The sequence below is a fragment of the Neisseria sp. HMSC055H02 genome (genome assembly GCF_001813335.1).
In the GTDB taxonomy this organism is placed as follows: Bacteria; Pseudomonadota; Gammaproteobacteria; order Burkholderiales; family Neisseriaceae; genus Neisseria; species Neisseria sicca_C.
The window spans coordinates 43,549-69,089 of sequence record NZ_KV812063.1; the positions used below are offsets into that span (position 1 = coordinate 43,549).

The window sequence follows — 25,541 nt, forward strand, 5'->3', positions numbered from 1 at the left end:
TTTTCCGCCATACCTGTACCAAGATGCGGGTTTTCTTTAGACCATCCGTCAATCGGAGGCCATAGCATTTTGTCAAGGTCTGCCCCTGACTTATAGCCATACTTCAGGTATGCGCGGGTTGTGATATTGCCTGCGTGGATGATGCGAGTGCCTTCAGAACCATCACAAAGGTGGAAGGCATCCTGACCATGCTCTTCGACAATAAAAGTACCCTTCGTAAAATCAATCGTATTGAATTTGAATTTACGGAACGCCAAACAAGGCTGGCAACCGTGAAGCGTCAATCTGACTTCATCAGGGATTCTTTTTCTAACTCCATCTTCTTCTCGCCAACCATAACCGACACCGCGCGTTTTAATACGGTTGTCCGCGCCGAAATAATCAGGGGCATAACCGACGTTTTTAGTCAGCGGGAATACGCCGCCGCGCGTGGAAATCCAAACATTGGACGGCAACTTATCCAGCCACGCCTGAATAAGTTGGACGATTTTCAACGCTTCTGCTTGATTGATGTTTTTCTCTTTTTCGTAATGACGAGTGCGAACCTTCTCCTTAAGGTCTTCAGGCAACGCGTCTTCGATGTAGTAAACGCCTTGTTCAAGCGCAATGCGGGATGCTTCCTTGACCTGAAATTCTTCAAAATTGCTTTGCTGTTTGTACAGACTATTGGCAACATCAGGGCCGCCCAAAGCAACTCCCACCTCTCTGGTAAGGGTCGATGGTGTAATAAGTTTAGTGATGGTTTTTCCGCCATACTGCAATTCGCCTGCTTCGGTTACGGCAGGTTCGATGGCTGCCAGTTTTTTGGCGTCCGCCGCCGTATCCTTTGCCGCCTTCGTATTCTTGGCAATTGCCGATAACGCTTTTTCTAAGTTATTTAATTCTTTAGTCATTTGTTTCATCTAAATCTTTCATAATATCCGCCAAAGCCTCGTCACTAACCCCGCCATTGTCCGTTGCCGGTTGCGTTGGGGCAGGAGTGGGCGTTGCCGCCGCGTTGTTACCCGTGCCGCCAGTTGCCGGTTGCGTTGGTGCGGGTTGTGTAGGTTGAGTGGGTTGTTTTGCACTACCGATGTTTTCTTTAACAACCGTTTCGACGATTTTTCTGATTTCTTCGGCTGTCAGCATTTTTGGTGTCTCGACTGACGGAGTGGGTGATGCCATAACCACTAACCCCTGCTCCATGATGCTGACGCGTACCGGCTCAGTAGCCTCACCTATAAATCCGCTGACGTTTGAGATTGACGGCGCGATATATACGTCGCCTTTTAGGACGGTTGAGACGATACCGCCAAAAATGGCACGGAGATCGTATTGTCCGTTTGCCCATGCGACATTTTGAGTCAGGGCGGCAGGAAATGTAATAATGATTTCGCGCCCGCTGACACTAAGCTGCGGCCTCAACTCTTCACCCGTCTGACCACGAACCGTCATTGCCCATTGAGCTTCACGCGGCTCAAATGGGAGTCCGCCGCCGTCAAAACCGACGCGAAAAACTCGGGTATCACCACGGTACAGGGTCAAATTTTTGGTTTGGATGCTCATTTTTATGCCTTAAAAGTCAAATTCGATTTTGATGGCTTCGATTTCTTCGATTGTGTTGGCGGCGGCGATTTTTTCAGCTAATGCCTGACGGCGTCCGGCAACTTCTGCGCTCAATTCCTGATACTCTTTTGCTTTACGCAGAACAACAGCTTTTAGGTTGTCTGAACCGATTCCACGAGCGGCGGCGATGCGATCGATTACTGGCGTCGGTGCAGACGGATTTTTTTCCCACTCGCGGGCTTCGGCAGCTTGGTCTACCCAGCTCTGCACTTCAAAGGCGGGCAGGTCGTCCATGCCGCTTTGTTCATTGACAATTGCTTGTGCTTGTTGATTAAGGCGAGACAAGGTAATGGATTTTGCGGCGGCGAGCTTAGCCTCTTCTGCTTCGGCTTTTTTATCTTGGTTTTCTATCCATTTTTCACCGTCCCATTCGCAGTATTCGGATGCTGGTTCAAGCATCGTCAATTCGTCTGAAAGCCTGCCTACTTTGTCGACAATAACGGCAATGCCATCGGCTTTGCGGTACGCTGCTTTGCCGCGATGGTCGTCAATAATTTCCCAGTCCGAGCCGTTCCATCGGGCGGCGTGTCCGGCTGAAATTTTGGGTGGCGATGTGTCAATACAGCCGGCGGGAATAAGGTAACTACCGTCGCGGGCGTAGATGTCCAGTTCGGCATTGACTTGACCAATATAAATATTTTCCGCATCAAGCTGACAGACGGGTTTAGTCCATTTGATGTTTTGGCTCATTTCTTTTTCCTTTTCCATAAGGTCGTCTGAACTACGTTTCGGTTTTTCAGACGACCTTTTCAAATTAAATCTTGATGATGTATTTCATAGCCACGTTCATCGGGCGTGTTTCCACACCGCCTGCGGCGGCGGTTGTGCCTTCGTTATCAACGGATACAGTCGATGGATTATGCCCCCTGTCGGTATCGGCGCCCAGTCTTACCCCGATGCCGTGGGTATGGCTGCGAAATTCGTCCGCCTGCCAACTGCCCAAGACGCGCCCAATGTCCCGACCGCGACCGGCGTCCCAGCCGCGAATAAATTCACCGCGAAGGTCTGGCAGGTTGAATGTTGTACTGCCGTCGCCCGCTCCGTAGCGTGTCCCTATAACGGCGAACAGCGTGGCATAGGTCTGACGGGATAACGCCGCGCCGTGACACTCAAGCCAGCCGTAAGGCACTGATTCGCCCGCTAAGGCTACAACCGTGCCGCTTGGTGCTGATACATTGAAAAATATTTGGTCAACTTTTGCCACCAGTCCGGGGACGTCCCAGCCGATGGATATCCGATGCTTTGAGCCGCTCGAAGATGGCGAAACATCGATTGTTTCGGCTTTTAATTTTGACAGGGCATACGATGACGGCACGGTATTGGTACCGGTATGCTCTGGATTATGGGAAATGCTCCGTTGCAAAAGCAGCGGCGAATTATCGTACTCGATGACTCCGTTGTTTTTTAAAGCCAGTGCTTTATTATTGTTTTTGTTGCGCAAAAAAACCTGATCCGCGTCGGAGTCGATATGGATATATTTGTTGGCGGCGTAAAGCGCAGGCGAGGCTGCCACGGCAATGCCTTTTGTAAACACGGTATTGCCGCCAAATGTTTTGTCGCCGTTGATGGTTTGATCACCGGTAATCTTGACGGTGTCGGTGTTTTCACTGATTTTTTTATCGACGGCTTTGAGACGGATGTTTAAATTGTTTGTCCTGTTGGCGAGTGCCTGCAAAGGCTGGTTTATTGGGGCATCCGCGCCGCCAATGACTTTATCGCCCGGTTCAACCAGATAAACATATTGCGTGAATTCGTTTTTTTCGATTGCGTTTGCCATAATTTTCCTTAAGCTGCGCCAAAGTTGTATTCGCCGTTAAATTCGATTTCGCCATTCCAGTAGATGGCGTTGCTTCTGTAGTCAATCTCGACCAATCGGCAACGGAGCGGCGCGATTTGCCCTAGCCATTTCTTTATCTTTTCGGCCTCGCTGTTTGTAATCGGACGGCTCAGTTTGATTTTGTATTCTGCCCAGTCGCCTTCCTGACCACCGAAAACGAATGTCCTGTCAAAATAGGCGGTGCCATCCCAATACAGACTTCCGTAGTTTTCAATTATCTCAATGTCGCCATATCCCAAGTCTTTGAATAATTGTCGTATTACGGACGGCGTCCCTTTTCTTTCGTGGATTTTGATGTATTCGGCGACAATTCGCCGACGGGCGGATTCGGTTTCGGCAATGTCCCAGCCTTCATCGCTGCCTATTGAGTTTTCCCACGCCAGCCAAGGCAGCCATTCCGGCGGGCAGTCAACAGGGCGGCGGGTTCGTGCGATTTCATTCAAGTCAAATAATTGCGCCAGTTCCGCCGATGTCAGTTTTGATAGCGCGTGTTGCAATTCGGTGCTGCTGCTTGGTTTTATGCTTTCTGTCATGTCATATTCTCCAAGCTGATTTCGCTGATTTCGATGTATTCTCCGTCGCTACAATTTATGTCTTCCAACGGTGATGCCATTTCGATTTTTTTAACGCCGTCGGTATCCAGCGCACCGATAATTTTTGACAATGCGACGCTTGCACCTAATCTGCTGTTTTTTTCGAGCATTTTTTTTAAGTCATCAAGCTGCTTGTTTTTTACCAAGGTCAAATCCGGACCCGATTCGTATCTAATCCTTGCGGCAATCCTGACTGCCTTCGGGCGACCGGCTTTAACTTTTACGGTATCGCATAAGGGGCGGCGGGTCTCCGCGCTCAAATAATCCTGCGCCGCCTGCAAAATTTCTGCTGATGGCACGCCGTCCGCTGCCTTAATAAAGACGCAGACCGTACCTGCAACCTCTCGGACGGCGCGCGCGTCGATGATTTTCGGATGGGCGTCTAATGCATGGGCTTCGTAGGCGGCGCGCGGACCGGCTGCGGCGAGTTTTTCGGGGTAAAGTTGGACGCGACGGCGCAGGTCGTCGTCTGTTTCGTAAAGTGCTTCGACGGGAGGCAGGGCAGTTGGGTCGGCTTGACGCACTATTTTTCTTGTTATCCCCTTCGCGGCGGCAAGGTGGTCTAAATCGCTACCTTGGGCAAATGCCAGCAACGTCGATGCTGCCGCTTGGTTGATGCGCTGCCTAAGTATCATTTCTTGGTAGGCTTGCTGTTGCAGGTCTATTGTCAGCGGCTCTGATTCCAGCGACAGGGTTGCTGCAATAGTTTCTCGGACGGATGATGGGACAAGCTCAAGCAGTGCTGTTTTTTTGCGCTCGAAAATCGTTTCGAAATCTAATTCTTCGATGACTTTCGGAGCGGGAAGGCGGGTTAAATCGATTTCGGCCATTTTCTTTACTCTATTTTGAATATTTGCTCTGTCCCATCTTCAAGGGCGGTATGTATGGCTACTTTCAGACGACCTTCAGCGGCGGCCTGTACGTCAAATTGGATTTGGCTGATTTTGATTCGTGGCTCCCATGTTGCGATGGCAGTTACTATTGCTTGATGGCTTACGGCAATAACGGCAGGGGTCATCGGCATATCTATCAATTCAGGGAGCAGGCTGCCGTAATCTTCTCGCATTACACGGGTACCGATGCGGGTGAAGAGAATGTTTTTGATTGATTGGGCAATGTGTGTTTTTAATCCGATCAAGCGTCCTGTTTTGTCGTCGGTCATTGCGGCTGTCCTGTCGTTCCGCCGCTGTCTCCCTTATGGGTATGGGTGGTCAGGTTTATTCCGTTGCTGATAATGCTGCCCGATTGTTGACGAATTGTTCCGTTAATAACGGCTGCCGCTCCACCTGTGCCACCGCTGCCTGACATACCGCCTTGGTATGTGAGCAGCCCTTTGACATTTAGCGCGCCTTCAATATCGGTCATGGGGCTGTCAATAGTCAGATGTTTTGTGTGTACCGTTGCAGATTTTTCGGCAGTGATGTCTGCGGTTTGTATTCCGCTGATTTTTAAATGGCGGCGAACGTGGTCGTAGTTTATTTCCGCCCCATCCGGTAATCTGATGATGGTTTCATTTGGGTTTTGTGATGGTGCTGGGTATTGGGTACTGTCGATGCCGCATAAGACGATGCCGTTTTCTGTTTCGCCGCTTGGCGATAAGATGAGGCAGGCTTCGCCGATGCTTGGCAAACGCCAAATCGATACGCCACCGGCAGCAGGGGTTTTATATTTGAGCCAGTCCGTCAACAATCCGCCATGTTGTACCCGGATACGGTTTGACACTGGGTCAACCTCTTGCACGGTGCCTATTTTTATGAGGTTCTCTAATTGACGGGCTGTCATGGGATTATGTTGTCTCCGATTTTTATATTTTCTGCTGCCGATTTGCTGACAAACATGGCTCGTCTTTCAAACTTCCAGCCATTTTCGTTTTGCAATTCGAGGTAACAAACCACAATCCGCAGAAAAACAATGGACGGCTTTTGATTTTCAGTATGGTGCAAGGTTCTTTAAACATGATGCCTTCTCAATTTTGGAAAAGCCGCCGTTGATTGGCGCAACGGCGGCTTTTGGGATTGCCGTCTTTCCGGCTGTCATGCTTACAACTTTCCAAGGAGTATCACTTCAGATGACAGGCTTATTTTCACAAGCTCCGCAGATATGGGCAAGTGGCGGCGTTTTTGTATGTGTTTTTTAAGTTTCGATGCGGTAAAAATGTAAAAGGTCGTCTGAATTGTTATCAGGCGACCTCTTTTCATTTTAGATGTTTTATTTGTTATTTAATATGTTACTTTTCTATTTTAAAAAATATTCTGTTTTTAAATCATTAGGTTTTTATTTAATCTTAATCCCTTCCTCTCTGCCAGATTTTAAAGGCACTGTTTAAAGCAGTGCCTTTTGTTTGACTAATAAAAATTGGGGCTGAAGCAGATTGGCCTTAAATATCATACCCATTTCTCAGGGTTTTTAATTACCGTTTCGGTACGCCAAAGTTAAAAAAACTTCACATTTCTTCGAAGCTACACAAAAAGATTTTCCAGTTATTTCTGTTGTATTTACGTAAACCTTCTTATCCTCAAATTTTGCAGAAAAAGATGAGGTCGTCTGAAAACAAAAACTTTGTTTCAGATGACATTGACAGGTAGGTCATCCATGTTTTGCCTTGTTTGCGAGCATGGTAAACAGGATGCCCTGCCGTTGAATGACTGATTCAACGGAGGCCCCTCTCTACTAAGGGATTTAAGACTGGATAAGGTGTGCTTCATCCCAAGCCTTAGCATTAAAAACAAAGCTCCGCCAGTTCCGGATTTAAAAAAGGTCGTCTGAACATTTTCAGACTACCTTTTTATTGTTTGCTATTCGTTCTTGCAGAAAATTGCTTAACCTCTGGGCAAGCCGTTTTCATTCGCAGAAAAAATAGGGAGCGGTCAGATTTGTTTTTCAATCATAAAGCCCGCCTATCAGAATAGATCAACCGCGCCCACTATCTGTTTTGCCATATTTATCATGCAGATTTCGGATTTCTACTTTCAACCATTCATCCCATTCAGGGCATAGGCGGCAGAGTTCTTTGTTCCAATACAGACAGTCCCAAGCCATGCTGCGCGAGGCTTCGGTATCGCGCTCAAACATTCGGGCGACAAAAGGTACGAGCGTTTGCGCGCTTTTGAACATACCGCCGTATTCTCCGTAAGTGCGGCAGGTTTCGGGATGGAGCGTTTCCATCAACGTTTCGATGTCATCCTGCAACGCAAGCCATGAACCGTTTGACTCGTCCAGCCCAAGCACATCGCGCAGCCAATGCTTGATGTTTTCCAAACCTTGAAAACGCGGGTCATGCCACAGCAGGCTCAGGGCGACAAGCTGACTTTCGGCTTCCGTCCGACCTTGCGGGTTTTCATGATCAAAAAGAGAGAGGAGTTCGTACAACGCACGATTGCGCTGCTTTTCCGGCAGCGCAAGTAAGATGTCGCAGACTTGTTCGGGAGTCTGCCAAAGAGGAAGTTTGGAGAGGGTCATGGACTTGGAGGTCGTCTGAAAGTCAATGAACATGGCTAAATCAATTGATTCATTTGATTTTCGTAACGAAGCTGCTTTTGAATTGAAAATATAAAAATCCGCCCTGGGTCGTCTGAAAACCGATTTCAGACGACCTCTCTGCCTTAAACCATCAACCGCAATATCGGCAGTCCAATATGTCTTTGCGGATGTCGTTCAACAGAAAGGCTGCGGTGTCTTCGTGTTCCGCCTGTACGAAGGCGAAGAGTCGGGCGATGATTTTGCCGATGAAGACTTTTTGCAAGGCGCAGGCGTCGGTCAGGGTGCGCTCCTTCAGGAAGCTGCGGATGTCTTCGGGCAAGGTGTAGTCGCGCGCAACGGCGGCAAAGCGGGCGTCGGTTTGCAGACGATCGAGCAAGGTTTGGTTTTTGTCCAACTTAATGCCTGCTTCTTTTTCTTCGGCGGTGGCGCGGACGAACTGGTCGTAAATTTCGGCATAAAGCATATCGTTCGGACCTTCGAAGATAGTGAAGGGGCGGATGTCGATAGCGATATTGCTGGCGGTGTGTCCGCGTTCAAAACCCTTCGCACCCAAGAGTTTTTGCAACATTTGGGCAGCGGCGTAAGTGTATTCCGTGGCGAGGGTTTTGATGATGTTTGCCTCCATCAGCTGATGGGCGACGGGGGCAACGGGCGAAACGCAATGGCAGACGTAGCGGTAAAGAATCTCGGAAACCTGATGGCGGCGTTGGATTTCGCGGCGTTCGTAATCGACAAATTTGATGTCGTGGCGGACATATCGGTTCAGGTTGTCAAGGATGTATTCCATGATGCCGTGCGTCATGCCGATCAGTTGCAGGCGGCTGCGGATAAAGATGTTTTGGAACGCGCGCAAACCGGCGGCATCGCTCTGCGAGAGTTTCATGACGGCGGCAGCGGGCATTTGGGCATCAATGCGGTTGACGGCGTAACGGACGGCGCGCAGGCCTTCGGATGCGAGGGCTTCGTAGCGGATGTATTGTTTGGGAACGAGCAGCAGGTTGATGACTTTGGAGAGTTTGCCGTTTTTGCGCTCTTTGGCGGCAACGAGGAGAAAGTCGCTCTGCGAGTTGCCTTGCCAGTATTTCGCGGCGTTGACGTAAATGGTTTGTTCGTCGATGTATTCGTAGTAGGACTGCATTTCGCGGGCAATCGCCGCGCCGGAGGTTTCGGGTTCGGTAATGCCCAAACCGCCGCCCTCGCCTTTAAAAACCATGTCCAAACCTTGCGCGACTTGCGCTTCGTCGCCAAACTCTTGCAGAGGCTGCAACACCAGTGCGCCTTCGATGCCGGTACGCAGGGTAACGGGCACGCCGTAATGCCCCGCAATCCGCAGGACTTCTTGGATTTCAAACTGGCTGCCCTTACGGCCGCCGTGTTTTTTGTCGAGGAAGGGCAACAGCAAACCCGCCTGCTTCAAGGCAAGCCATTTGTCTTCGGGCAGGTATTGCATGAGGTTGAGGTCGTCTGAAAAAATGCGGCGGAATGCGGATTCGATATGCTTTAAAAAAGCAGCCGTGTCCATAGTTGACGGCTGCGCGCTTGATTCGGTGTGTGTCATCATGATTCTCGGTTAATCGGCAGTTATTAGAGTTTAGAGCTAAATTTCTAGGATTTATACCACAAACCCGTTTAAGCGACAATGATTATCAAGTATGACCGGACTTTCAGCGTGCAAACGCATGATTACGCCGCCCCGATAAACCGATAAGGTGCTACCATAACGCAAAACACCGCCGGAACACTGCCATGTATTCACAACACAGCGAACGCCATTTCAGCAACCGCAACAACTGGCTGCGCGCAAGCGTATTGGGCGCGAACGACGGCCTGATTTCCACCGCCTCGCTGCTAACCGGCGTTGCGGCCGCCGCACCCGATTTCCAAACCCTGCTGCTGACCGGCGTTTCCGCCCTGATCGGCGGTGCGGTCTCGATGGCGGCGGGGGAATACGTTTCCGTATCCAGCCAGTCGGACACGGAAAAAGCCGACTTGCGCAAAGAACGCTGCGAATTGGAAGCCAACCCAGATGCCGAACTTGCAGAACTGACCGAAATATACCGCCGCCGCGGTTTGTCCGACGCGCTTGCCGCCGAAGTCGCACAGGCATTGATGGAACACGACGCGCTCTCCGCCCATGCCCGCGACGAAATCGGCATCACCGAAACCTCCGCTGCCAAGCCCATGCAGGCCGCTCTTGCCTCCGCCGGTTCGTTCTGCGCCGGCGCCATACTGCCTCTGCTGATCGCGCTGACCGCTCCCACCGCCCTGATCCCTACGCTGGCGGTGACCACTTTGTTCGGACTCGCCGCGCTGGGCTACGCCTCCGCCAAACTCGGCGGCGCACTCGTCGCTCCCGCCGTCCTGCGCGTGTGCCTGTGGGGTGTGGCGGCGTTGGCGGTTACGGGTATGATCGGCAAACTGGCGGGTGTAGCAGTTTGAACGGAGGTCGTCTGAAAACTCAGCCTCAATGAAGAGGAAAGTATTTTCAGACGACCTTTTGTTATATCCGTTTGTCTTTACACAATGTCTCTTACCAGTCAAAACTAATGTCATCAGGCATATCGAACTTTATCCGCTATCCCGAAAAATTTCAGACGACCCCTTCATCTCAAAAGGTCGTCTGAAACAGACAAAGCGGTTGGTTTAAACCTGTCTTTCTGTGTTCAAAAAACAAGTTCAGTTCAAGCTTACGCTTCGCCTTCTGCCTGCTCGGCTGCCTCCGTTGCGCTTGGCTCGGCGGCTTTGTAGAGGTAAACCGTTGCCAGCGGCGGTACTTTGACGGCGAGCGAGTTGGGTCTGCCGTGCGACCAGATCTCTTCGGTCTGCAGGGTTTGTCCGGCGGATACGCCGCTGCCGTTGTAACCGGGGTCGTCTGAATTGAGGATTTCGCGGTATTCGCCGGCTTCGTTCACGCCGAAGCGGTAGCTGTCGTGGACGACGGGCGTGAAGTTGCTGATGACGATGACGCGGTTGCCTTCGCGGTCGCGGCGTTCGAAGATGAAGACGGAATTGTTGCCGTCGTCGGCGACCAGCCATTCGAAGCCTTCCGACCATTGGTCGAGCTGGTAAAGCGGCGCGGTGTCTTTATAGACGCGGTTCAAATCGCGCACGAAGTTTTGTACGCCTTTGTGCCAGCCGCCTTCTTGGTCGAGCAGGAACCAATCCAGTCCTTCGTTGTAGTTCCACTCTCTGCCTTGCGCGAACTCGTTGCCCATAAACAGGAGTTTTTTGCCGGGGAAGCCGTACATGAAGCCGTAGTAGGCGCGCAGGTTGGCGAATTGCTGCCAGCAGTCGCCGGGCATCCGTCCGAGCAGCGAGCGTTTGCCGTGTACGACTTCGTCGTGCGAGAGCGGCAGGACGAAGTTTTCGCTGTATTGGTACATCATGCCGAAGGTCATTTTGTTGTGGTGGTATTTGCGGTTGATGGGGTCTTCCATCATGTAGCGCAAGGTGTCGTTCATCCAGCCCATGTTCCATTTGTAGCTGAAGTTCAAGCCTTCTTGACGGGTTACGTTGGCGAACGAGGTGGATTCTTCGGCGATTTCGGTAGCGGAGGGGACAACCTCTTTCAGCATGGTGTTGGTATCGCGCAGGAAGGCGATGGCTTCGAGGTTTTCATGGCCGCCGTATTGGTTGGGTATCCATTCGCCGTCTTTGCGCGAATAGTTGCGGTAAATCATGGAGGCGACGGCGTCCACGCGGATGCCGTCGAAACCGAAACGCTCTATCCAATACAGGGCATTGCCTTGCAGGAAGTTTTTGACTTCGTTCCTGCCGAAGTTGTAAATCAGGGTGTTCCAGTCTTGGTGGTAGCCTTCGCGCGGGTCGGCGTGTTCGTACAGCGCGGTGCCGTCAAACTTGGCAAGCCCGTGGTCGTCGGTCGGGAAGTGTCCGACCACCCAGTCGAGGATGACGCCGATGCCTTCGTCGTGGGCGGCTTTAATCAGGGCGCGCAATTCGTCGGGCGAACCGAAACGGCTGGTCGGCGCATACAATCCGGTCGCCTGATAGCCCCACGAGCCGTCAAACGGATATTCGGAAACGGGCAGGAACTCGATATGGGTGAAGCCCATGTCTTTGACGTATGCGACCAATTCTTTGGCGAGCTGTTCGTAAGTCAGCCAGAAGTTGTTTTCAGGATTGCGTTTCCACGAACCCAAATGCACTTCATAAATGCTGATAGGCGCGTCAATGGCGTTGGCACGGGCGCGGAAGTCGGGTGTGTCCACTTTTTCCGGCAAACCGCGCACGACAGATGCCGTATTCGGGCGCAACTCTGCGCCAAAGGCATACGGGTCTGTTTTTTGCCGCACATCGCCGTTGGCATCGCGGATTTCAAATTTGTAGAGGGCGTTGAGTTTGACGGCGGGGATGAAGATGTCCCAAATACCGTTGTCGCGGTGGAAACGCATGACGTGGCGACGGCCGTCCCAGTGGTTGAATTCGCCGATGACGGACACGCGCTGCGCGTTCGGCGCCCATACGGCAAAGTTGACGCCTTTCACGCCGTCCACTTCGGCAAAATGCGCGCCTAAAGTTTCATACGGACGCAGGTGTTTGCCTTCCGCCAGCAGCCAAGAATCCATATCTTTTAAGGCAGAGCCGAAGCGGTAAGGGTCTTCTTCGCGCACAGGCTCGGCATCTTCGGCATAACGGACGTTCAACGCATAATCGGGCGCACCTTCGGGCAGCACGGCAACAAAGAATCCGCGTTCATCGACTTTTTCAGACGACGTAATCAGTTCGCCGGTTTCACGGTTGACAATATCCACGCCCCAAGCGTTCGGAATCAGGGTCCGCACGACCTCGTCGCCTTCTGCAAGGCGGTGTCGTCCCAAATAGGCGAACAAATCGCTGTGGGTGGCAAGAAACAGGCTTTCGACCGTGTCGCGTTCGACTTGGTCAAGCTCGTGATAAGGCTTCATCCGGCTGTTTTTCTTCATGCGTACCTCTCCAATCATGGCAAGTTGGCCGCCCATCAGGCGGTTGTGGGGAAAATCTTCAAGCGCAGCGGGCATTTTGCGCGCCCAGTTGGGATAACCCTCGGAAACGCCCGGCACATTCAGGTTGTCGCTCATGCCCAGCAGGTTTTCCAGCTGCACCGCATACAGTTTGCTGCGGCTCATGGCGGCATACCGGTGCAAGGCGGTTAACAGCGTTTCGTCGATTTCAGACGACATCTCGGCGTCGGCAGGCAGGCAGCCTGCGTGTTTCAACTTATCGAACAAATCCGACTTGTCGTGTTCGCGCGCTTCCAAGGTCGTCTGAAAAGTTTCCGCATCGGGAATCGTACCCAAGCGGAACATCAAATCCAAATCCTTGCCCGTCCAATAGCCCGCCAAGGGCACGACATCGTGCGTGCTGACCACCGTAATCGCCTGTTCGGGATATTCTTCGGGCCATTCAAAGCCGTGCCAGCCTTTGCTGAAATACACGACCTTATAAGAAAACACCTGATAGCGGTTCAGCAAATACCGCGCTTGGTCGGGTACCGTCCCCAAATCCTCGCCGATAACGACGCATCGATTCCGCCGGCTTTCCAAAGCCAGGATGGCAAACATCACATCCGCGTCGTAATGCACATACGCACCAAAGTCCGCCGTCTTGCCCGCAACCCACCACAGACGGCACAAAGCCATCACATGATCAATGCGCAAGATACCATAAAGCCGCATATTTTCACGCAACAGTCGGACGAACTTCTCATAACCCGTGTGCTTCAACATCATCGGATTGAGCGGCGGCAAATCCCAGTTTTGCCCCGTCGGGCTGAACGGATCGGGCGGCGCACCGACCGCCATATCCATGCAGTAATCGGCGCGGTTGAGCCAAGTGTCCGCGCTGCCGCGTGCCACGCCGACCGCCAAATCGCCGTAAATCCCCAGCTTCACGCCGCGCGCCGCAGCCGCCTCGTTCACTTCGCGCAACTGCTCCGCGCAAAGCCATTGCAGCCACATATAAAAACGGATTTCGCGGCGATGGCCCTGTGCAAATCTTTGAACTGCCTCACCATGCGGATCATGAAATTCCGACGGCCAAGACAGCCAACCCACTTCGCCGGAGCGGTTGTAATACTGATCCAACGCCTCAAACAAACCGAAGCCTTCCAAAGCCTCGCCGCGTTCTTCGGCAAAAGCGTCAAATGCCGCCCGCTCTTGTTCGGCGGCTTCGCATCCGTCGTTTTCAAACGCGTCAAACGCCCTCTGCAAAGCATCACGCTTGAACGCCCAAACCGCCGTATAAGCGACGGTTTCCGTAATCCGCAACGCCGCAATGCGCTGGCAGATATTCGGCTGCTTGAGCCAGTTTTTCAGCTTTTCGTTGTAGGAAAACGCGCCGACCTTCTCCACATCCAGATAAATCGGATTGAGCCATTCGCGCGAAGACGGGCTGTACGGGCTGGCAAAAGCAGGTTTGGCACTGAAAAGCGCGTGCAGCGGATTGATGCCGACGAAATCCAGTTGCTTATCCGCCGCAAACGCCATCAAATCGAGCAAATCGGTAAAATCCCCGATGCCCCAGTTCCGTTGCGAACGCAGGCTGTACAGATGCGTTGTCAGCCCGTTCATGCGCAAACCGTGTTCCAGCATTTTCGGCTGATAAACCGACTGCGGCGCAACCACCAGCCGCACCTTGCGGACGCTGCCTTCCACTTCCGCAGACAAAGTGTAATAGCCGCAAGCCAAAGCCGGCAGCGCAACCCAAAGCACGCCGTCTTCGCCATGGTTCAACGGCAAAACCTGCCGTCCGCCTGCTTCGTCTTCCAAGCAAATTTCAGCCGCGCCATGAAACTCGGAAGGCAGTCGCAAAGACTCCCGACCGTTTTCATGCGCGACCAAAGTATCCGCATAACGGTCGTCTGAAAAACCGTCCTGCTGCAAAGCCTTAATAATCCCTTCCAAAACCTCGGGCTTGGCCGCATGATAAATTCCACCGATGTCGTGGAAACCCAAATCAATACCCAAGCCTGCAGCCTGCTCTTCCAAATGTTCGCTCATGACACAATTCGCCTGTTTACAATAAACCGAATCTTAATATAAATAAGATTGAATGTTTCCTATAATTCAGAGAAAACAAACGTTCAGACCAGAATTTCCCTGCTTAGTTTGACTTATCCCAAAATTTTTAGGCGATGGGGGCAGCTCAATTTTGATGGTTGTCGGAATGTTTCATCTATATTTGGGTATGGGTTTGCAGGATATAAAAAGGTCGTCTGAAAACAGAAACCCAATCCTGTTTTCAGACGACCTTTTATTGTTTCAAATTAGATTAATTAGTGATGATGACCGTGTGGGCCGTGAACGTGGCCGTGTGCGATTTCTTCTTCAGTCGCATCGCGCACGCCGTCAACTGTCGCTTTGAACAAGATTTTCATGCCGGCAAGCGGATGGTTTCCGTCTACTACGGCTTTACCGTCTGCTACGTCGGTTACACGGTAAATCAAGACATCACCGGTTTCAGGGTCATCGGCTTCAAACATCATGCCTACTTCGACATCGACGGGAAATGCGTCGACATCTTCGATACGCACCAGATTTGAATCCTGTTCGCCGAACGCATCATCGGGAGACAGCGCGACTTCAACGGTATCACCGACGTTTTTTTCGTGCAAAGCTTCTTCCACCAAAGGGAAAATGCCGTCGTATCCGCCGTGCAGATAGACGATGGGTTCTTCGGTTTTGTCCAGCAATTGGTTGTCCGCATCATACATTTCATAGTGAAGCGAAACCACGGAATTTTTTTCAATAGCCATTTTTCATCCTTAATCATGACTGTTTATCAAAACAGGCTTTATTGACAACCCTCTGCCAACAAATCCTAAATATTTTATCACACTACCGACCTACACGGAAATTTATAGTAATATTCAAAAATTAACATTATAAAATATAACAATACAAATATTAACTAAGATAACACAAAAACGTAAATTTTGATAATATTTAAATGAGTGTCGCTTTTTTACAACTGTCGTTCTTATGCTTAATGAGTTTTGAATATTGCGACCAAGGATCCGAACTGGCAAAAATGCCTGATTTATTTAGATATAAATGCATGAAATAAATAAATTTTTAAGTTGATGTTTATCTCGAATACATCTTTAGCGACCATCTGTGCTGATTAGTTCTATCCCCCACTTTAGAACATCAGGTATTGATTAGAAGTTACTAAAAAAATACTAATTCATCTGTACCGTTGCACCGATCCACCCTGTCGGGCATAATGCAGGAAATTCAGCAATGAATTTTTACTCTAAATGGAACGGATTAATACCGTTTCAATTGTTCTGTTTTTTGTTTAAATCGATTTAAAGAAGGTTCTCAAAATGAAAAAATCCCTGATTGCTGCTGCTCTGTTCTCTTTGGCTCTTGCCGCTTGCGGTCAAAAAACTGCAACCGAAGCAGCTTCTGATGCTGCTGTTGCCGCATCTGAAGCTGCTTCTGATGCCGCTGTTGCCGCTACCGAAGCTGCATCTGCTGCTGCATCTGCCGCTACCGAAGCTGCTGTTACTGAATCTGCCACTGAAGCTGCCGCTGCATCCGCTGCACATAATGCCGCTGCATCTGCTGCACATGCTGCACATAACGCCGCAGAAGCAGCTCAAGACGCTGCTTCTGCTGCAGCTTCTGCTGCAAAATAATATTTTTACAGTTAAAAAAGCAGGATACGGATTGTATCCTGCTTTTTTGTTTTTCAGACGACCTTTACCGTTTTTCGCTTCCCATATCCGCTATATAATCTTCCGTACACACACACAAACCATCCTGCTGCCCGTTATGCCCAATCTGTACGACCGTTTTCTTGAATTCCTTTCCCCCGCCGAAATCCTCGAAGCCACTCCGGCCTTGTTAAACGACCAGCGCCGCCGCTTTGTTTCCGAACCGGACATCATCTTGCAACCGCATTCCATAGAAAATGTACAAGAAATCATGCGGTTTTGTTTTGAACACCGTATCCCCGTTACCCCGCAGGGCGGCAATACCGGTTTGTGTGGTGCAGCGGTAGCTTCCGGCGGCGTACTGCTCAACCTTTCCAAAATCAACCGCATCCGCGAAATCAACCTTGCCGACAACAGCATCACCGTTGAGGCGGGCGTAATCCTGCAAAACGTTCAAAAAGCGGCAGCCGAAGCAGGCAGACTGTTCCCCCTCAGTCTTGCCAGCGAAGGCTCGTGCGAAATCGGCGGCAATATCGCCTGCAACGCCGGCGGATTAAACGTTTTACGCTACGGCAGTATGCGCGACTTGGTATTAGGCTTGGAAGTCGTCCTGCCCAATGGCGAACTTGTTTCCCATCTCCAACCGCTGCACAAAAATACCACCGGTTACGACCTGCGCCACCTCTTTATCGGCAGCGAAGGCACGCTCGGCATTATCACCGCCGCTACGCTCAAACTCTTCGCACGCCCGCAAACCATAGCGACCGCGTGGGTAGGTTTGGACGATATCGAATCTGCCGTACAGCTTTTAACAGCCGTACAAGGACATTTTGCCGAACGACTGACCAGTTTCGAGCTGATCAGCCGCTACGCCTTGGCATTGTCTTCCGAGTTCAGTCATCTCAAACAGCCGACCGATGCAAACTGGCACGTCCTGCTCGAACTGACCGATTCCGTTCCCGATGCCGCGCTCGACGAAAAACTTGCCGAGTTTCTCTATCAAAACGGCCAAGAAAACAGCATCATCGCGCAATCCGAACAAGAGCGCCTCGACCTGTGGACGCTGCGTGAAAACATTTCCGCCTCCCAGCGCAAGCTCGGCACCAGCATCAAACACGACATCGCTGTCCCGATTGCCCAAGTCGCCACCTTTGTCCGTCAATGCGCCCCCGCCTTGGAAGCCCGTTTTCCGGGTATACAAATTGTCTGCTTCGGACATTTGGGCGACGGCAGCCTGCATTACAACACCTTCCTGCCCGACGTCTTGAGCAACGAAGCCTACTGCTACGAAGATGCCGTCAACACCATCGTCTATGAACACATCCTCGCCTGCCACGGTACCATCGCGGCGGAACACGGTATCGGCACCATCAAAAAACACTGGCTCCCCAGCGTCCGCACCCCGTCCGAAATCGCCCTGATGCGCGCCATCAAAGCCCAGCTTGATCCGCACAACATAATGAATCCGGGCAAACTCCTACCTTAAGCAGAATTTCAGCATTTGCCAAAATCGAAAAGGTCGTCTGAAAACCCATCTCCAAGTTTCAGACGACCTTTTTATTCTCAACTACTCAATGCTGTTATAATTCGTAAATCAAGTAAAACAACGACTTCAAAAGGAAAAATATGACGCTCAAGCCCCCCGTTCGAATCGCCGTTACCGGCGCGGCAGGACAAATTGCCTACGCCACTCTGTTCCGTATCGCCGGCGGCATTATGCTCGGACGCGACCAACCCGTTATCCTGCAACTGCTCGACCTGCCTCAGGCGCAGCAGGCATTGCGCGGCGTGATTATGGAAATGCAGGATTGCGCTTTCCCGCTCCTTGCCGACATTTTCGCGACAGACGACCCCGAAGTCGCCTTCAAAGATGCCGACATCGCTTTGTTGATCGGTGCGCGTCCGCGTACCAAAGGCATGGAACGCGCCGACCTGTTGCATGCCAATGCCGAAATTTTCAAAGTACAAGGAGCGGCGTTGAACAAAGTTGCAAACCGCAACGTCAAAGTCCTCGTCGTCGGCAACCCCGCCAACACCAACGCCTACATCGCCATGAAATCCGCGCCCTACATCCCGCCAGAGAACTTCACCGCCCTGATGCGTCTCGACCACCACCGCGCCGTCAGCCAAGTCGCCGAGAAAATCAACCGTCCGATTCCTTCCATCGAGCAAATGTGCGTCTGGGGCAACCACAGCCTGACCATGTACGCCGACTACCGCTACGCCACCAGCAACGGCGAGTCCGTCCAAGACATGATTACCGAACCCGATTGGAACACCGAAGTCTTCATGCCGAAAATCGCCGGACGCGGTGCCGCCATCATCGCCGCGCGCGGTTCGTCGTCCGCCGCTTCCGCCGCGAACGCCGCCATCTACCATCTGCGCGACTGGCTGCTCGGCAGCAGCGGCAAATGGATCACAATGGGCGTCCCCTCCGACGGCTCTTACGGCATCCCCGAAGGTTTGGTTTTCGGCTTCCCCGTCGTCTGCGACGAAGGCAGCTACCGCATTGTCCAAGGCTTGGATTTGTCGGATGAGTTCAGCCGCCAACGCATCGCCGCGACACTGGCAGAGCTGGAAGAAGAACGCGCCGCCATACAAGATATGCTCTAAAAATCGAGGTCGTCTGAAAACCGGTTTTCAGACGACCTTTAATCTTAAAACAACTAATATTCATAATCGTCATTCTCAAAAATTCCTCTTATATTCTAATTGTAAAATTAATTTCGTTATTGGACTAAAATATGAAAATAAATAATCAAGGACATGATTTTGAAGTACTAAATAAATTTATAGAGGAATTGCTTAAATCTCAAGATAAAGAAATTAAAAATAATGAAAATTATATTGCTGAATTAAAAGATAGGCTAAGGAAAAATTCTCAAAATGAATTAAAATTATCTAATAAATATCTAAAAAAATATAACAATTGGAAAAGTAGAGATGAATATAATAATCGTTTAAAAGAAGAGATTGCCAGATTAAATGAAGCTGAAAATATATTTAAATTTTTAGTCAGTGAACAACAAAATGGCGAAGAGGATATTGAAAAAATAAATGAACAATCTAAAAAATTTTTTGAATTGCTATATTGGGATGTAAAACTAAAAAATAAGGAATTCGACGAAATAATCAAGAATATATTGGATTTTTCGAGAGGCTTATCTCCAGTCATTTTATTATTAACAGCATCAGCTATTGGAATAAAGATAGGGCAATGGTATGGATATTTAATAGGATTTTTCTTTGTTTGTCTGTCATTCGGTCTTGCAGTAATGAACTATTTTGATTTTGCAAATAAGATATTCAACAGATACAAAGGAAAGATTTCATTTATTGTCATGTTATTCGTATTATATCTAGTTTTATTTTTTGTAATATTACAATTTATACCCTTGAGAGAAGTGCTGAACAAGTAACTTGAAACAAAAGGCAATATCTGAAATTAATTGAATAGATTCGAAAATTTTTCAGACGACCTCGACTGACATGAACACCACGGAGTCCCCATGACCACATTGGCAAACAAAAAACTCGCCGTCCTTATCGACGCAGACAACGCCCCCGCCGACATCATCGACCGCCTGCTCGAAGAAGTTGCCAAATACGGCATCGCCAGCGTCAAACGCATCTACGGCGACTGGAGCCACGGCCTTTCCAAATGGAAAGCCGCCCTCCTGCCCCACGCCATCATCCCCGTCCAACAATTTGCCTACACCAAAGGCAAAAACGCCACCGATATGGCGTTGGTCATCGATGCGATGGACTTACTGTACAGCGGCAATTTCGACGGCTTCTGCATCGTATCCAGCGATTCCGACTTCACCCGCCTGGCAAGCCGCCTGCGCGAAAGCGGGCTGACCGTGTACGGTTTCGGCGAGAAGAAAACGCCCGAAGCCTTCCGCAAAGCCTGCGACAAATTCATCTACACCGAAATCTTCCGCCCCGAAAAACAACGCCAAGAAAAAGAGAAGAACAACGGCAAGAACAACCCCGCCGCCGCCCCTGACGCACTGTCCCTGCTCAAACGCGCCGTGCGCGAAAACGCCGACGACCTCGGCTGGGCAAACCTCGGCCCCATCGGCAGCTACATCAGCAAAATCAATCCCGATTTCGACTCAAGGCTGTACGGCTACGGCAAACTCTCCGACCTCATCAAATCCTTCGACATCTTCGAACACCGCACCGACAACAACCAACTCCAAGTCCGCCGCCGCAAATCCGCCGACAAGCTGACTGAGAGGTCGTCTGAAAACCCGGTAGCAACCCATCAAGCAGAAGAAACCGTTTCAGACGACCCCAACACCGCGCAAAAACGCAAAACGCGCGGCAAAAAAACCAACCAAACCAAAAACGAAAACACCGCACCAAGCCCAACGGCAGATAGCGTGCAACCGACACCTGCCAAACCCGAACCAGCCGCCAAAAGCAGCAAACTGCCCGTAACCCGCGTTATCCCCGCCGTACAGCAGGCAGTCGATACACACGCCGACGAACAAGGCTGGGCGCGTTTGAGTGACGTCTCCAAGCAACTGACCGCAGAAGGTACCGACCCGCAGCAATACGGCTTTGAAACCATAAACCACCTCATCCACGCCATCTACACCGACTGGCTGGAAATCAAAAAAGCCGGCCGCGGCGAACGCCTGCGCATCAACAAACGCTTTACCGCCAAAGGCTAAGCCAAGCCATAGGTTTGAAGGACAAGGATAATCTGCTGCACAATCTGAAGAGGTCGTCTGAAAACCTCAAAACCGTTTTCAGACGACCTTAACCTATTAATAAGTTATTAATAAATAATTTAAAAGGATAGATAGTAAAATGCCCAATTCCAAACGCAAAGAATTTTGTAAAACCTTACGAAATGATTTTTTAGAATATGGCATGCAAACCTTATTACTTGGATTGACTGCATTCATAACCGCTTTGTTACCAAGCAGAGCAACACAACAAAGATTTATAGATACTCTTGCTAACCACATTATACAAAGTGATGAATTTTTAGTAAATTTAAAAATTTATATTATTTCATCAATAATATTCTTTCCTAACTATTTTATCTACTATCCTTCCCATATTTTTTAATATAATTAAAAAGTTATTCAAAAAAGAAAAACAATTAACCGTAACAAGCAATCTTGATAATAAAATAATAAGTGATGAAATTCCCGGCAAGTTAGATAAATTAAAAAAAATACACATAAAGTTTGGTAGCTATCTTTTGTTTAAGAGAGCTGGTTCTACAATAGCAAACTCAGGCTCGGTGTTACTATTGTTAGTATCTTTTATTACACTTTTGTATTATTTCCCTCAATTCTTTAATCTAAACAAAGAGGAATTGGAAGAAATAAAAAAAATAAGCGATAGAGAACTAATTATCTATTGGATAACTGCATCAATATATTTCCTTTTTTCAATATTCTTGAAGAGTATAAGCACTGTGTTCATAGAAGAACCAATAAAACGATCAAAAAGCAAACCTTCGTCGCAGAATCTCCTTAATAATAAAGAAACAACTAGCTATGAGGTAAGCGGTACGACACCTCTAGAAGACGTGATTCGCCAACTGAAGCTTCCCAACTCAAAAAAACAGGAAACTATTGCCGACCTTATTACGCATTCCTTTGTTTGGGTTAATGATGAATATGAGGTTAAACTCAAAGACCCTGAAAATCTAAAAATCGAGCTAATTTTAGTGCCTAAACAAAGCGATACAAATCAACCTCAAAACTCAGTTGAAAAAACTAAAAACATATCTTAAGGACTATCAGCATGACGAGTAACGAGCCGCAAAAATTGGTCTACAGGCGCTGTTCGGGCACAGCCGAAATGCGTGTCGGCAAAGTAGCTTGCAGCATCGAACTGCTGGGCAAATAAACCCGTTATTTGCCGCTACGTTTTTTATGTAACCGCAGCCAAAAGGCAAAAGGTCGTCTGAAACCTGAACCGCTCCCAAAGTTGGACGCCCCATCCAACCACAAGGGGCGATTCGTCGTTCAGACGACCTTTAATGCTAAAATGTCCTCTGTTTGCCACACACACCGTTTTTCATGAATATTCTCGAAGCCTTATTATTATTGGTCCTGCTGATCGTCATCAGCGCATTCGTTTCCTGTTCCGAACTCGCGCTCGCCTCGGCGCGCAAAATCAAATTGCAAGTCATGGCAAAAGACGGCGGCGACACGCGCGCGCTCGACGTGCTCAATATGCAGCAGCAGCCGGGTAGCTTCATCACCGTCGTTCAAATCGGTTTGAACGCCGTCGCCATTCTCGCCGGTATCGTCGGCGAAGCGGCGGTGCGCCCTTATTTCGGCGGTTTGTTGGCAAACGCGGGCAGTTGGGGCAGTACGGCCGCGTCGCTGCTGACGTTCGCGCTGGTCACGGGCAGCTTCATCCTGATTGCCGACCTGATGCCCAAACGCATAGCGATGACTCATCCCGAAGCGGTGGCGGTGCGCATCGTGCGGCCGATGATGTTCTTGATTTTTATCCTAAAGCCTTTCGTTTGGACATTTGACGGGCTGGCGAACGCGATATTCAAACTTTTCAAAATTTCCACCGTCCGCCAAGAGCAGCTGACTTCGGAAGACATTTACGCCGTCGTCGATGCGGGCGCGCAGGCGGGCGTGTTGAAAGAGCAGGAACACTACCTGATTGAAAATATTTTCGACATGCAGGCGCGCACGGTGACTTCCACCATGAGCACGCGCGAATACATCGCCTATTTCGATAAAAACGACGGCAGCGATACCGTGTTGGAAATCATGTCGGAAAAACCGCACAACAAATTCTTGGTGTGCGACGGCGATTTGGAACGCGTCATCGGCTACATCGAATCACACACGCTGCTGACTTTGTTTTTAAAAGAAAAAGACGTCCGCCTGACCGACAAGCGCGTGTTGCGCAAAGCCTTGTTCATCCCAGACACGCTGTCGCTTTACGATGTATTGGAAACCTTTAAAACTTCCGGCGAAGACTTTGCCGTGGTGGTGAACGAATACGCGCTGGTGGTCGGCGTAGTAACGCTGAAAGACGTGATGAGCATCGTCATGGGCGAGCTGGTCAATACAGAAGAAGAGCCGCAAATCATCAGCCGCACCGAAGATACTTGGCTGGTGGACGGCGCAACCCCGCTCGCCGACGTCATGCGTGCGTTGGATATTGTAGAATTTCCCAATTCTGAAAACTACGAAACCATCGCCGGCTTTATGATGTATTCCCTGCGCAAAATCCCGAAACGCACCGATTTTTTAGTTTACGCGGGCTATAAATTTGAAATCATCGACACCGAAAATCTGAAAGTCGACCAGCTTTTGGTGTCTAAACAAGGGGAAGACGTAGCCAGCCAGCCGGTAAGTTGCTAAAAACTTTTTTCTGAAATAGCGTTACCAAATCTATTGTCTTAATATCTCAAATAACGAAAGGTCGTCTGAAAATCAGTTTTTCAGACGACCTTTTATTTCAAAGCTTATTTTAAAACCCAAACCAATGCCGATTATACGATTTATCCGAAATTCGCGGTTTTCAGACGACCTCTAGTTCTAAAAAAGTCGTCTGAAACGCTGGCACTACTTTGTTAATGCAGATTTCTAAACTGCTCGAGGAAGGCGGGAATACCGGGCAGCATGCCTACTGCGCCCATTGCTGCGCAGAGAATAACAAAGCCGACGGTAGGTACGACGACGCGACCCATAAACCCGAGTTCCGCGCTGCGTTCTTTGCATCCGATTAAGCCCAAGTTGTCCAAAAGCATGGTCAGCGACCAGCCGAAAACAGGGTTGACCAGTGCGGAAGAGAACACAACGATGGCGGCAGACTGGGTGGTTTTACCCTTGCGCGTCATTTCCATGCCGGCTTCCAAAAGCGGAACATAGACGCCGACAATCAGCGCAACGCTCAATACAGGCTGCCAAATCGCCAAATCCATGGGATAGCCCCAGACGGATGCAATGATACAGAACAAGGCAGTCAGTATCGCGCCTGCGGGAATCGGTCGTTTGGCGATAGAGGCGGGAACGATGTAGGTTCCCCATGAAGAGGTAAAATTCGCGCCGCCCAATACCGAGCCTGCGACTTGGCGGACGGAACAGGTGAACATGGTGTCGTCGATGTTCATCAAGGCTTTTTCGGATCGCTCGGGATAGCTGATTTTTTGGAACACTTGATGCCCTAAGAAATCAGGCGACCACATGGCAACGGCGAGTACGGCAAAGGGGAATACGACCAAAAAGCTGTCCATCGTCGGTAAACCCATCATCCAGCCGGTATTTTCACCCCACCAGTAGGCAGGACTCATGGGCGGCAGGCCAGGAGCGGTTTGGAAGGAAAACGGCGCACCCAAAAGATAGGCGGTAAAGCCTGCCAGCACACAGCCCAACGGGACGGCAAGCCAACGCTTGCGCCAATGTTCCAGCAGCGCATAGAGCAAGATGGTGCCGATGATCACGATGAAGGCAATGTAGCTTTTGTCAAAACTGCCTGCCCATTCAAAAAGTTTCTTGACCTGTCCGGTCGTACCGACGAAGCCCAGATACAGCAGCAGCCCGCCGCATACGCCGTTGCTCGTCAGTTTCGCCATCAGGCTGCCGCCCTTGGTAATGCCCAACAAGAAGCCGAACACACCAATCAACAAACCGAAAGCCAGCGGATGGCCGCCTGCGGCAACGACGATAGGAATCAGCGGAATCAGCGGTCCGTGCGTACCGGGTAAGTTGGAAGTGGGAAGAAAGAGGCCGGAAAGCAGCAGGATGAAGATTGAAGCAATCAGCAGCTCGTAACGGACGTTTTGCGGCAGAAAGGTGTCGGGCAGACCCAACGGCACGGCAAACGCCGCCGCCACTGCGCTGACCATCACCACCTTGCCAATCGTTCCCGCCACAGCAGGAATCAGGTCTTCGGGTTCGAAGCGGTAATCGCGAAACGGCAGATTGAGCCGCCAGCGTTTGGGCTGCATGATTTGCAGCTCGTGTTCCAAATACGCCTCACGGCTTTCAAAGTCCGACGACGGCTTGTGCATGCCGGAATATGATGTGTCGTGGTTCATAATTTCTCCTTTGGTCGACTTGTTTTTGGTTTTGTCGGCAATCGCCGTCCGACTTTTTATATCCGCTCCGAAAGCGGCTATACACGGCAAAACCGGTAGTCGGAATCGGGCTGTGTTGTCAACAATTTAGTTTTTGGATACTAACACACAAATTATCCGGTACAAGTAAAAATTTTCGTTTTGGTATGAATAAGTTGGAAAAACAACAAAAAAAGGTCGCCTGAAACTTCAGACGATCTTTGTTTTGAAATTTTTAATCCTCCAAACAGATACAAAGGGGAAGAGTCATTCCTCTCGGTAAAATGACAGGTTTATTTCCAGGTA

22 protein-coding genes are annotated in these 25,541 nt (G+C 50.0%); 9 read left to right on the plus strand and 13 right to left on the minus strand.

The genetic code is table 11. The features are described 5' to 3' along the window. The 10 genes from HMPREF2907_RS00895 to HMPREF2907_RS00940 all read right to left on the minus strand — a co-directional run. On the minus strand, window positions 1–902 hold a 902-nt coding region (locus tag HMPREF2907_RS00895; protein WP_168165187.1), incomplete at its 3' end, for a hypothetical protein. Continuing rightward, window positions 886–1,545: a hypothetical protein gene (locus HMPREF2907_RS00900; RefSeq protein WP_070679170.1), complete on the minus strand. Its 660-nt coding sequence runs from the start codon at window positions 1,543–1,545 to the stop codon at window positions 886–888. The genes HMPREF2907_RS00900 and HMPREF2907_RS00895, both read right to left, overlap by 17 nt. A 9-nt stretch (window positions 1,546–1,554) precedes the next feature. Next, window positions 1,555–2,295, minus strand: coding sequence for a hypothetical protein (locus HMPREF2907_RS00905; RefSeq protein WP_070679217.1), 741 nt, complete (start codon window positions 2,293–2,295; stop codon window positions 1,555–1,557). 64 nt (window positions 2,296–2,359) lie between these two features. After that, window positions 2,360–3,382, minus strand: coding sequence for a tail fiber protein (locus tag HMPREF2907_RS00910; RefSeq protein WP_070679171.1), 1,023 nt, complete (start codon window positions 3,380–3,382; stop codon window positions 2,360–2,362). A gap of 8 nt (window positions 3,383–3,390) precedes the next feature. Continuing rightward, window positions 3,391–3,975, minus strand: a complete 585-nt coding sequence (locus tag HMPREF2907_RS00915) for a phage tail protein I (RefSeq protein WP_070679172.1) — start codon at window positions 3,973–3,975, stop codon at window positions 3,391–3,393. Then, window positions 3,972–4,865 (minus strand): baseplate assembly protein, encoded by an 894-nt coding sequence (locus HMPREF2907_RS00920; RefSeq protein WP_070679173.1) that lies wholly within the window; start codon window positions 4,863–4,865, stop codon window positions 3,972–3,974. The genes HMPREF2907_RS00915 and HMPREF2907_RS00920 overlap by 4 nt, the downstream gene beginning before the upstream one ends. A gap of 5 nt (window positions 4,866–4,870) precedes the next feature. Further along, window positions 4,871–5,197 (minus strand): GPW/gp25 family protein, encoded by a 327-nt coding sequence (locus HMPREF2907_RS00925; RefSeq protein WP_045074507.1) that lies wholly within the window; start codon window positions 5,195–5,197, stop codon window positions 4,871–4,873. Further along, window positions 5,194–5,817 (minus strand): phage baseplate assembly protein V, encoded by a 624-nt coding sequence (locus HMPREF2907_RS00930; protein ID WP_070679174.1) that lies wholly within the window; start codon window positions 5,815–5,817, stop codon window positions 5,194–5,196. The genes HMPREF2907_RS00925 and HMPREF2907_RS00930 overlap by 4 nt, the downstream gene beginning before the upstream one ends. Before the next feature lie 1,128 nt (window positions 5,818–6,945). After that, on the minus strand, window positions 6,946–7,527 hold the full coding sequence (locus HMPREF2907_RS00935) for a hypothetical protein (protein ID WP_070679175.1): 582 nt from the start codon (window positions 7,525–7,527) through the stop codon (window positions 6,946–6,948). Between the two features lie 118 nt (window positions 7,528–7,645). Further along, window positions 7,646–9,073 (minus strand): acyl-CoA dehydrogenase family protein, encoded by a 1,428-nt coding sequence (locus HMPREF2907_RS00940; protein WP_141754383.1) that lies wholly within the window; start codon window positions 9,071–9,073, stop codon window positions 7,646–7,648. 188 nt (window positions 9,074–9,261) lie between these two features. Here HMPREF2907_RS00940 and HMPREF2907_RS00945 point away from each other — a divergent pair, with 188 nt between their 5' ends. Beyond that, entirely contained in the window at window positions 9,262–9,954 is a 693-nt protein-coding gene (locus tag HMPREF2907_RS00945; protein ID WP_070679176.1) for a VIT1/CCC1 transporter family protein, read from the plus strand. Window positions 9,955–10,202: 248 nt separating this feature from the next. Here HMPREF2907_RS00945 and glgB read toward each other — a convergent pair whose 3' ends face one another. Both glgB and HMPREF2907_RS00955 read right to left on the minus strand, forming a co-directional pair. Beyond that, window positions 10,203–14,513 (minus strand): 1,4-alpha-glucan branching protein GlgB, encoded by a 4,311-nt coding sequence (gene glgB / locus HMPREF2907_RS00950; RefSeq protein ID WP_070679177.1) that lies wholly within the window; start codon window positions 14,511–14,513, stop codon window positions 10,203–10,205. A gap of 275 nt (window positions 14,514–14,788) precedes the next feature. Then, window positions 14,789–15,268 (minus strand): FKBP-type peptidyl-prolyl cis-trans isomerase, encoded by a 480-nt coding sequence (locus tag HMPREF2907_RS00955; RefSeq protein WP_070679178.1) that lies wholly within the window; start codon window positions 15,266–15,268, stop codon window positions 14,789–14,791. 573 nt (window positions 15,269–15,841) lie between these two features. On the opposite strand from HMPREF2907_RS00955, the gene HMPREF2907_RS11435 reads away from it, so the two are divergent. The 8 genes from HMPREF2907_RS11435 (at window position 15,842) to paeA (ending at window position 23,538) form a co-directional block, all read left to right on the plus strand. Next, window positions 15,842–16,156: a hypothetical protein gene (locus HMPREF2907_RS11435; protein WP_083310628.1), complete on the plus strand. Its 315-nt coding sequence runs from the start codon at window positions 15,842–15,844 to the stop codon at window positions 16,154–16,156. Window positions 16,157–16,292: 136 nt separating this feature from the next. Then, complete coding sequence (locus tag HMPREF2907_RS00960) at window positions 16,293–17,660, plus strand: FAD-binding oxidoreductase (RefSeq protein ID WP_070679219.1); 1,368 nt, start codon at window positions 16,293–16,295, stop codon at window positions 17,658–17,660. 140 nt (window positions 17,661–17,800) lie between these two features. Continuing rightward, complete coding sequence (locus HMPREF2907_RS00965) at window positions 17,801–18,787, plus strand: malate dehydrogenase (protein WP_070679179.1); 987 nt, start codon at window positions 17,801–17,803, stop codon at window positions 18,785–18,787. A 131-nt stretch (window positions 18,788–18,918) separates the two neighbouring features. Beyond that, window positions 18,919–19,593, plus strand: coding sequence for a hypothetical protein (locus tag HMPREF2907_RS00970; protein ID WP_016687021.1), 675 nt, complete (start codon window positions 18,919–18,921; stop codon window positions 19,591–19,593). Window positions 19,594–19,683: 90 nt separating this feature from the next. Further along, window positions 19,684–20,856, plus strand: a complete 1,173-nt coding sequence (locus tag HMPREF2907_RS00975; RefSeq protein ID WP_016687020.1) for an NYN domain-containing protein — start codon at window positions 19,684–19,686, stop codon at window positions 20,854–20,856. Window positions 20,857–20,995: 139 nt separating this feature from the next. Then, a complete protein-coding gene (locus HMPREF2907_RS00980) occupies window positions 20,996–21,259 on the plus strand; it encodes a hypothetical protein (protein ID WP_070679180.1) in 264 nt (87 codons plus the stop codon). A 187-nt stretch (window positions 21,260–21,446) separates the two neighbouring features. Continuing rightward, complete coding sequence (locus HMPREF2907_RS00985) at window positions 21,447–21,935, plus strand: hypothetical protein (protein WP_141754381.1); 489 nt, start codon at window positions 21,447–21,449, stop codon at window positions 21,933–21,935. Window positions 21,936–22,224: 289 nt separating this feature from the next. Then, window positions 22,225–23,538 (plus strand): polyamine export protein PaeA, encoded by a 1,314-nt coding sequence (gene paeA / locus HMPREF2907_RS00990; RefSeq protein WP_070679182.1) that lies wholly within the window; start codon window positions 22,225–22,227, stop codon window positions 23,536–23,538. Window positions 23,539–23,750: 212 nt separating this feature from the next. On the opposite strand, the gene HMPREF2907_RS00995 is transcribed toward paeA, so the two are convergent. After that, on the minus strand, window positions 23,751–25,217 hold the full coding sequence (locus HMPREF2907_RS00995; RefSeq protein WP_070679183.1) for a DUF3360 family protein: 1,467 nt from the start codon (window positions 25,215–25,217) through the stop codon (window positions 23,751–23,753). Window positions 25,218–25,541 lie beyond the last annotated feature (324 nt).

Bases quoted from the DNA above. Each gene is read 5' to 3' on its own strand.
- HMPREF2907_RS00900 (WP_070679170.1), bottom strand. From the start codon at position 1,545: ATGAGCATCCAAACCAAAAATTTGACCCTGTACCGTGGTGATACCCGA.
- HMPREF2907_RS00905 (WP_070679217.1), bottom strand. From the start codon at position 2,295: ATGAGCCAAAACATCAAATGGACTAAACCCGTCTGTCAGCTTGATGCG.
- HMPREF2907_RS00910 (WP_070679171.1), bottom strand. From the start codon at position 3,382: ATGGCAAACGCAATCGAAAAAAACGAATTCACGCAATATGTTTATCTG.
- HMPREF2907_RS00915 (WP_070679172.1), bottom strand. From the start codon at position 3,975: ATGACAGAAAGCATAAAACCAAGCAGCAGCACCGAATTGCAACACGCG.
- HMPREF2907_RS00920 (WP_070679173.1), bottom strand. From the start codon at position 4,865: ATGGCCGAAATCGATTTAACCCGCCTTCCCGCTCCGAAAGTCATCGAA.
- HMPREF2907_RS00925 (WP_045074507.1), bottom strand. From the start codon at position 5,197: ATGACCGACGACAAAACAGGACGCTTGATCGGATTAAAAACACACATT.
- HMPREF2907_RS00930 (WP_070679174.1), bottom strand. From the start codon at position 5,817: ATGACAGCCCGTCAATTAGAGAACCTCATAAAAATAGGCACCGTGCAA.
- HMPREF2907_RS00935 (WP_070679175.1), bottom strand. From the start codon at position 7,527: ATGTTCATTGACTTTCAGACGACCTCCAAGTCCATGACCCTCTCCAAA.
- HMPREF2907_RS00940 (WP_141754383.1), bottom strand. From the start codon at position 9,073: ATGACACACACCGAATCAAGCGCGCAGCCGTCAACTATGGACACGGCT.
- HMPREF2907_RS00945 (WP_070679176.1), top strand. From the start codon at position 9,262: ATGTATTCACAACACAGCGAACGCCATTTCAGCAACCGCAACAACTGG.
- glgB (WP_070679177.1), bottom strand. From the start codon at position 14,513: ATGAGCGAACATTTGGAAGAGCAGGCTGCAGGCTTGGGTATTGATTTG.
- HMPREF2907_RS00955 (WP_070679178.1), bottom strand. From the start codon at position 15,268: ATGGCTATTGAAAAAAATTCCGTGGTTTCGCTTCACTATGAAATGTAT.
- HMPREF2907_RS11435 (WP_083310628.1), top strand. From the start codon at position 15,842: ATGAAAAAATCCCTGATTGCTGCTGCTCTGTTCTCTTTGGCTCTTGCC.
- HMPREF2907_RS00960 (WP_070679219.1), top strand. From the start codon at position 16,293: ATGCCCAATCTGTACGACCGTTTTCTTGAATTCCTTTCCCCCGCCGAA.
- HMPREF2907_RS00965 (WP_070679179.1), top strand. From the start codon at position 17,801: ATGACGCTCAAGCCCCCCGTTCGAATCGCCGTTACCGGCGCGGCAGGA.
- HMPREF2907_RS00970 (WP_016687021.1), top strand. From the start codon at position 18,919: ATGAAAATAAATAATCAAGGACATGATTTTGAAGTACTAAATAAATTT.
- HMPREF2907_RS00975 (WP_016687020.1), top strand. From the start codon at position 19,684: ATGACCACATTGGCAAACAAAAAACTCGCCGTCCTTATCGACGCAGAC.
- HMPREF2907_RS00980 (WP_070679180.1), top strand. From the start codon at position 20,996: ATGCCCAATTCCAAACGCAAAGAATTTTGTAAAACCTTACGAAATGAT.
- paeA (WP_070679182.1), top strand. From the start codon at position 22,225: ATGAATATTCTCGAAGCCTTATTATTATTGGTCCTGCTGATCGTCATC.
- HMPREF2907_RS00995 (WP_070679183.1), bottom strand. From the start codon at position 25,217: ATGAACCACGACACATCATATTCCGGCATGCACAAGCCGTCGTCGGAC.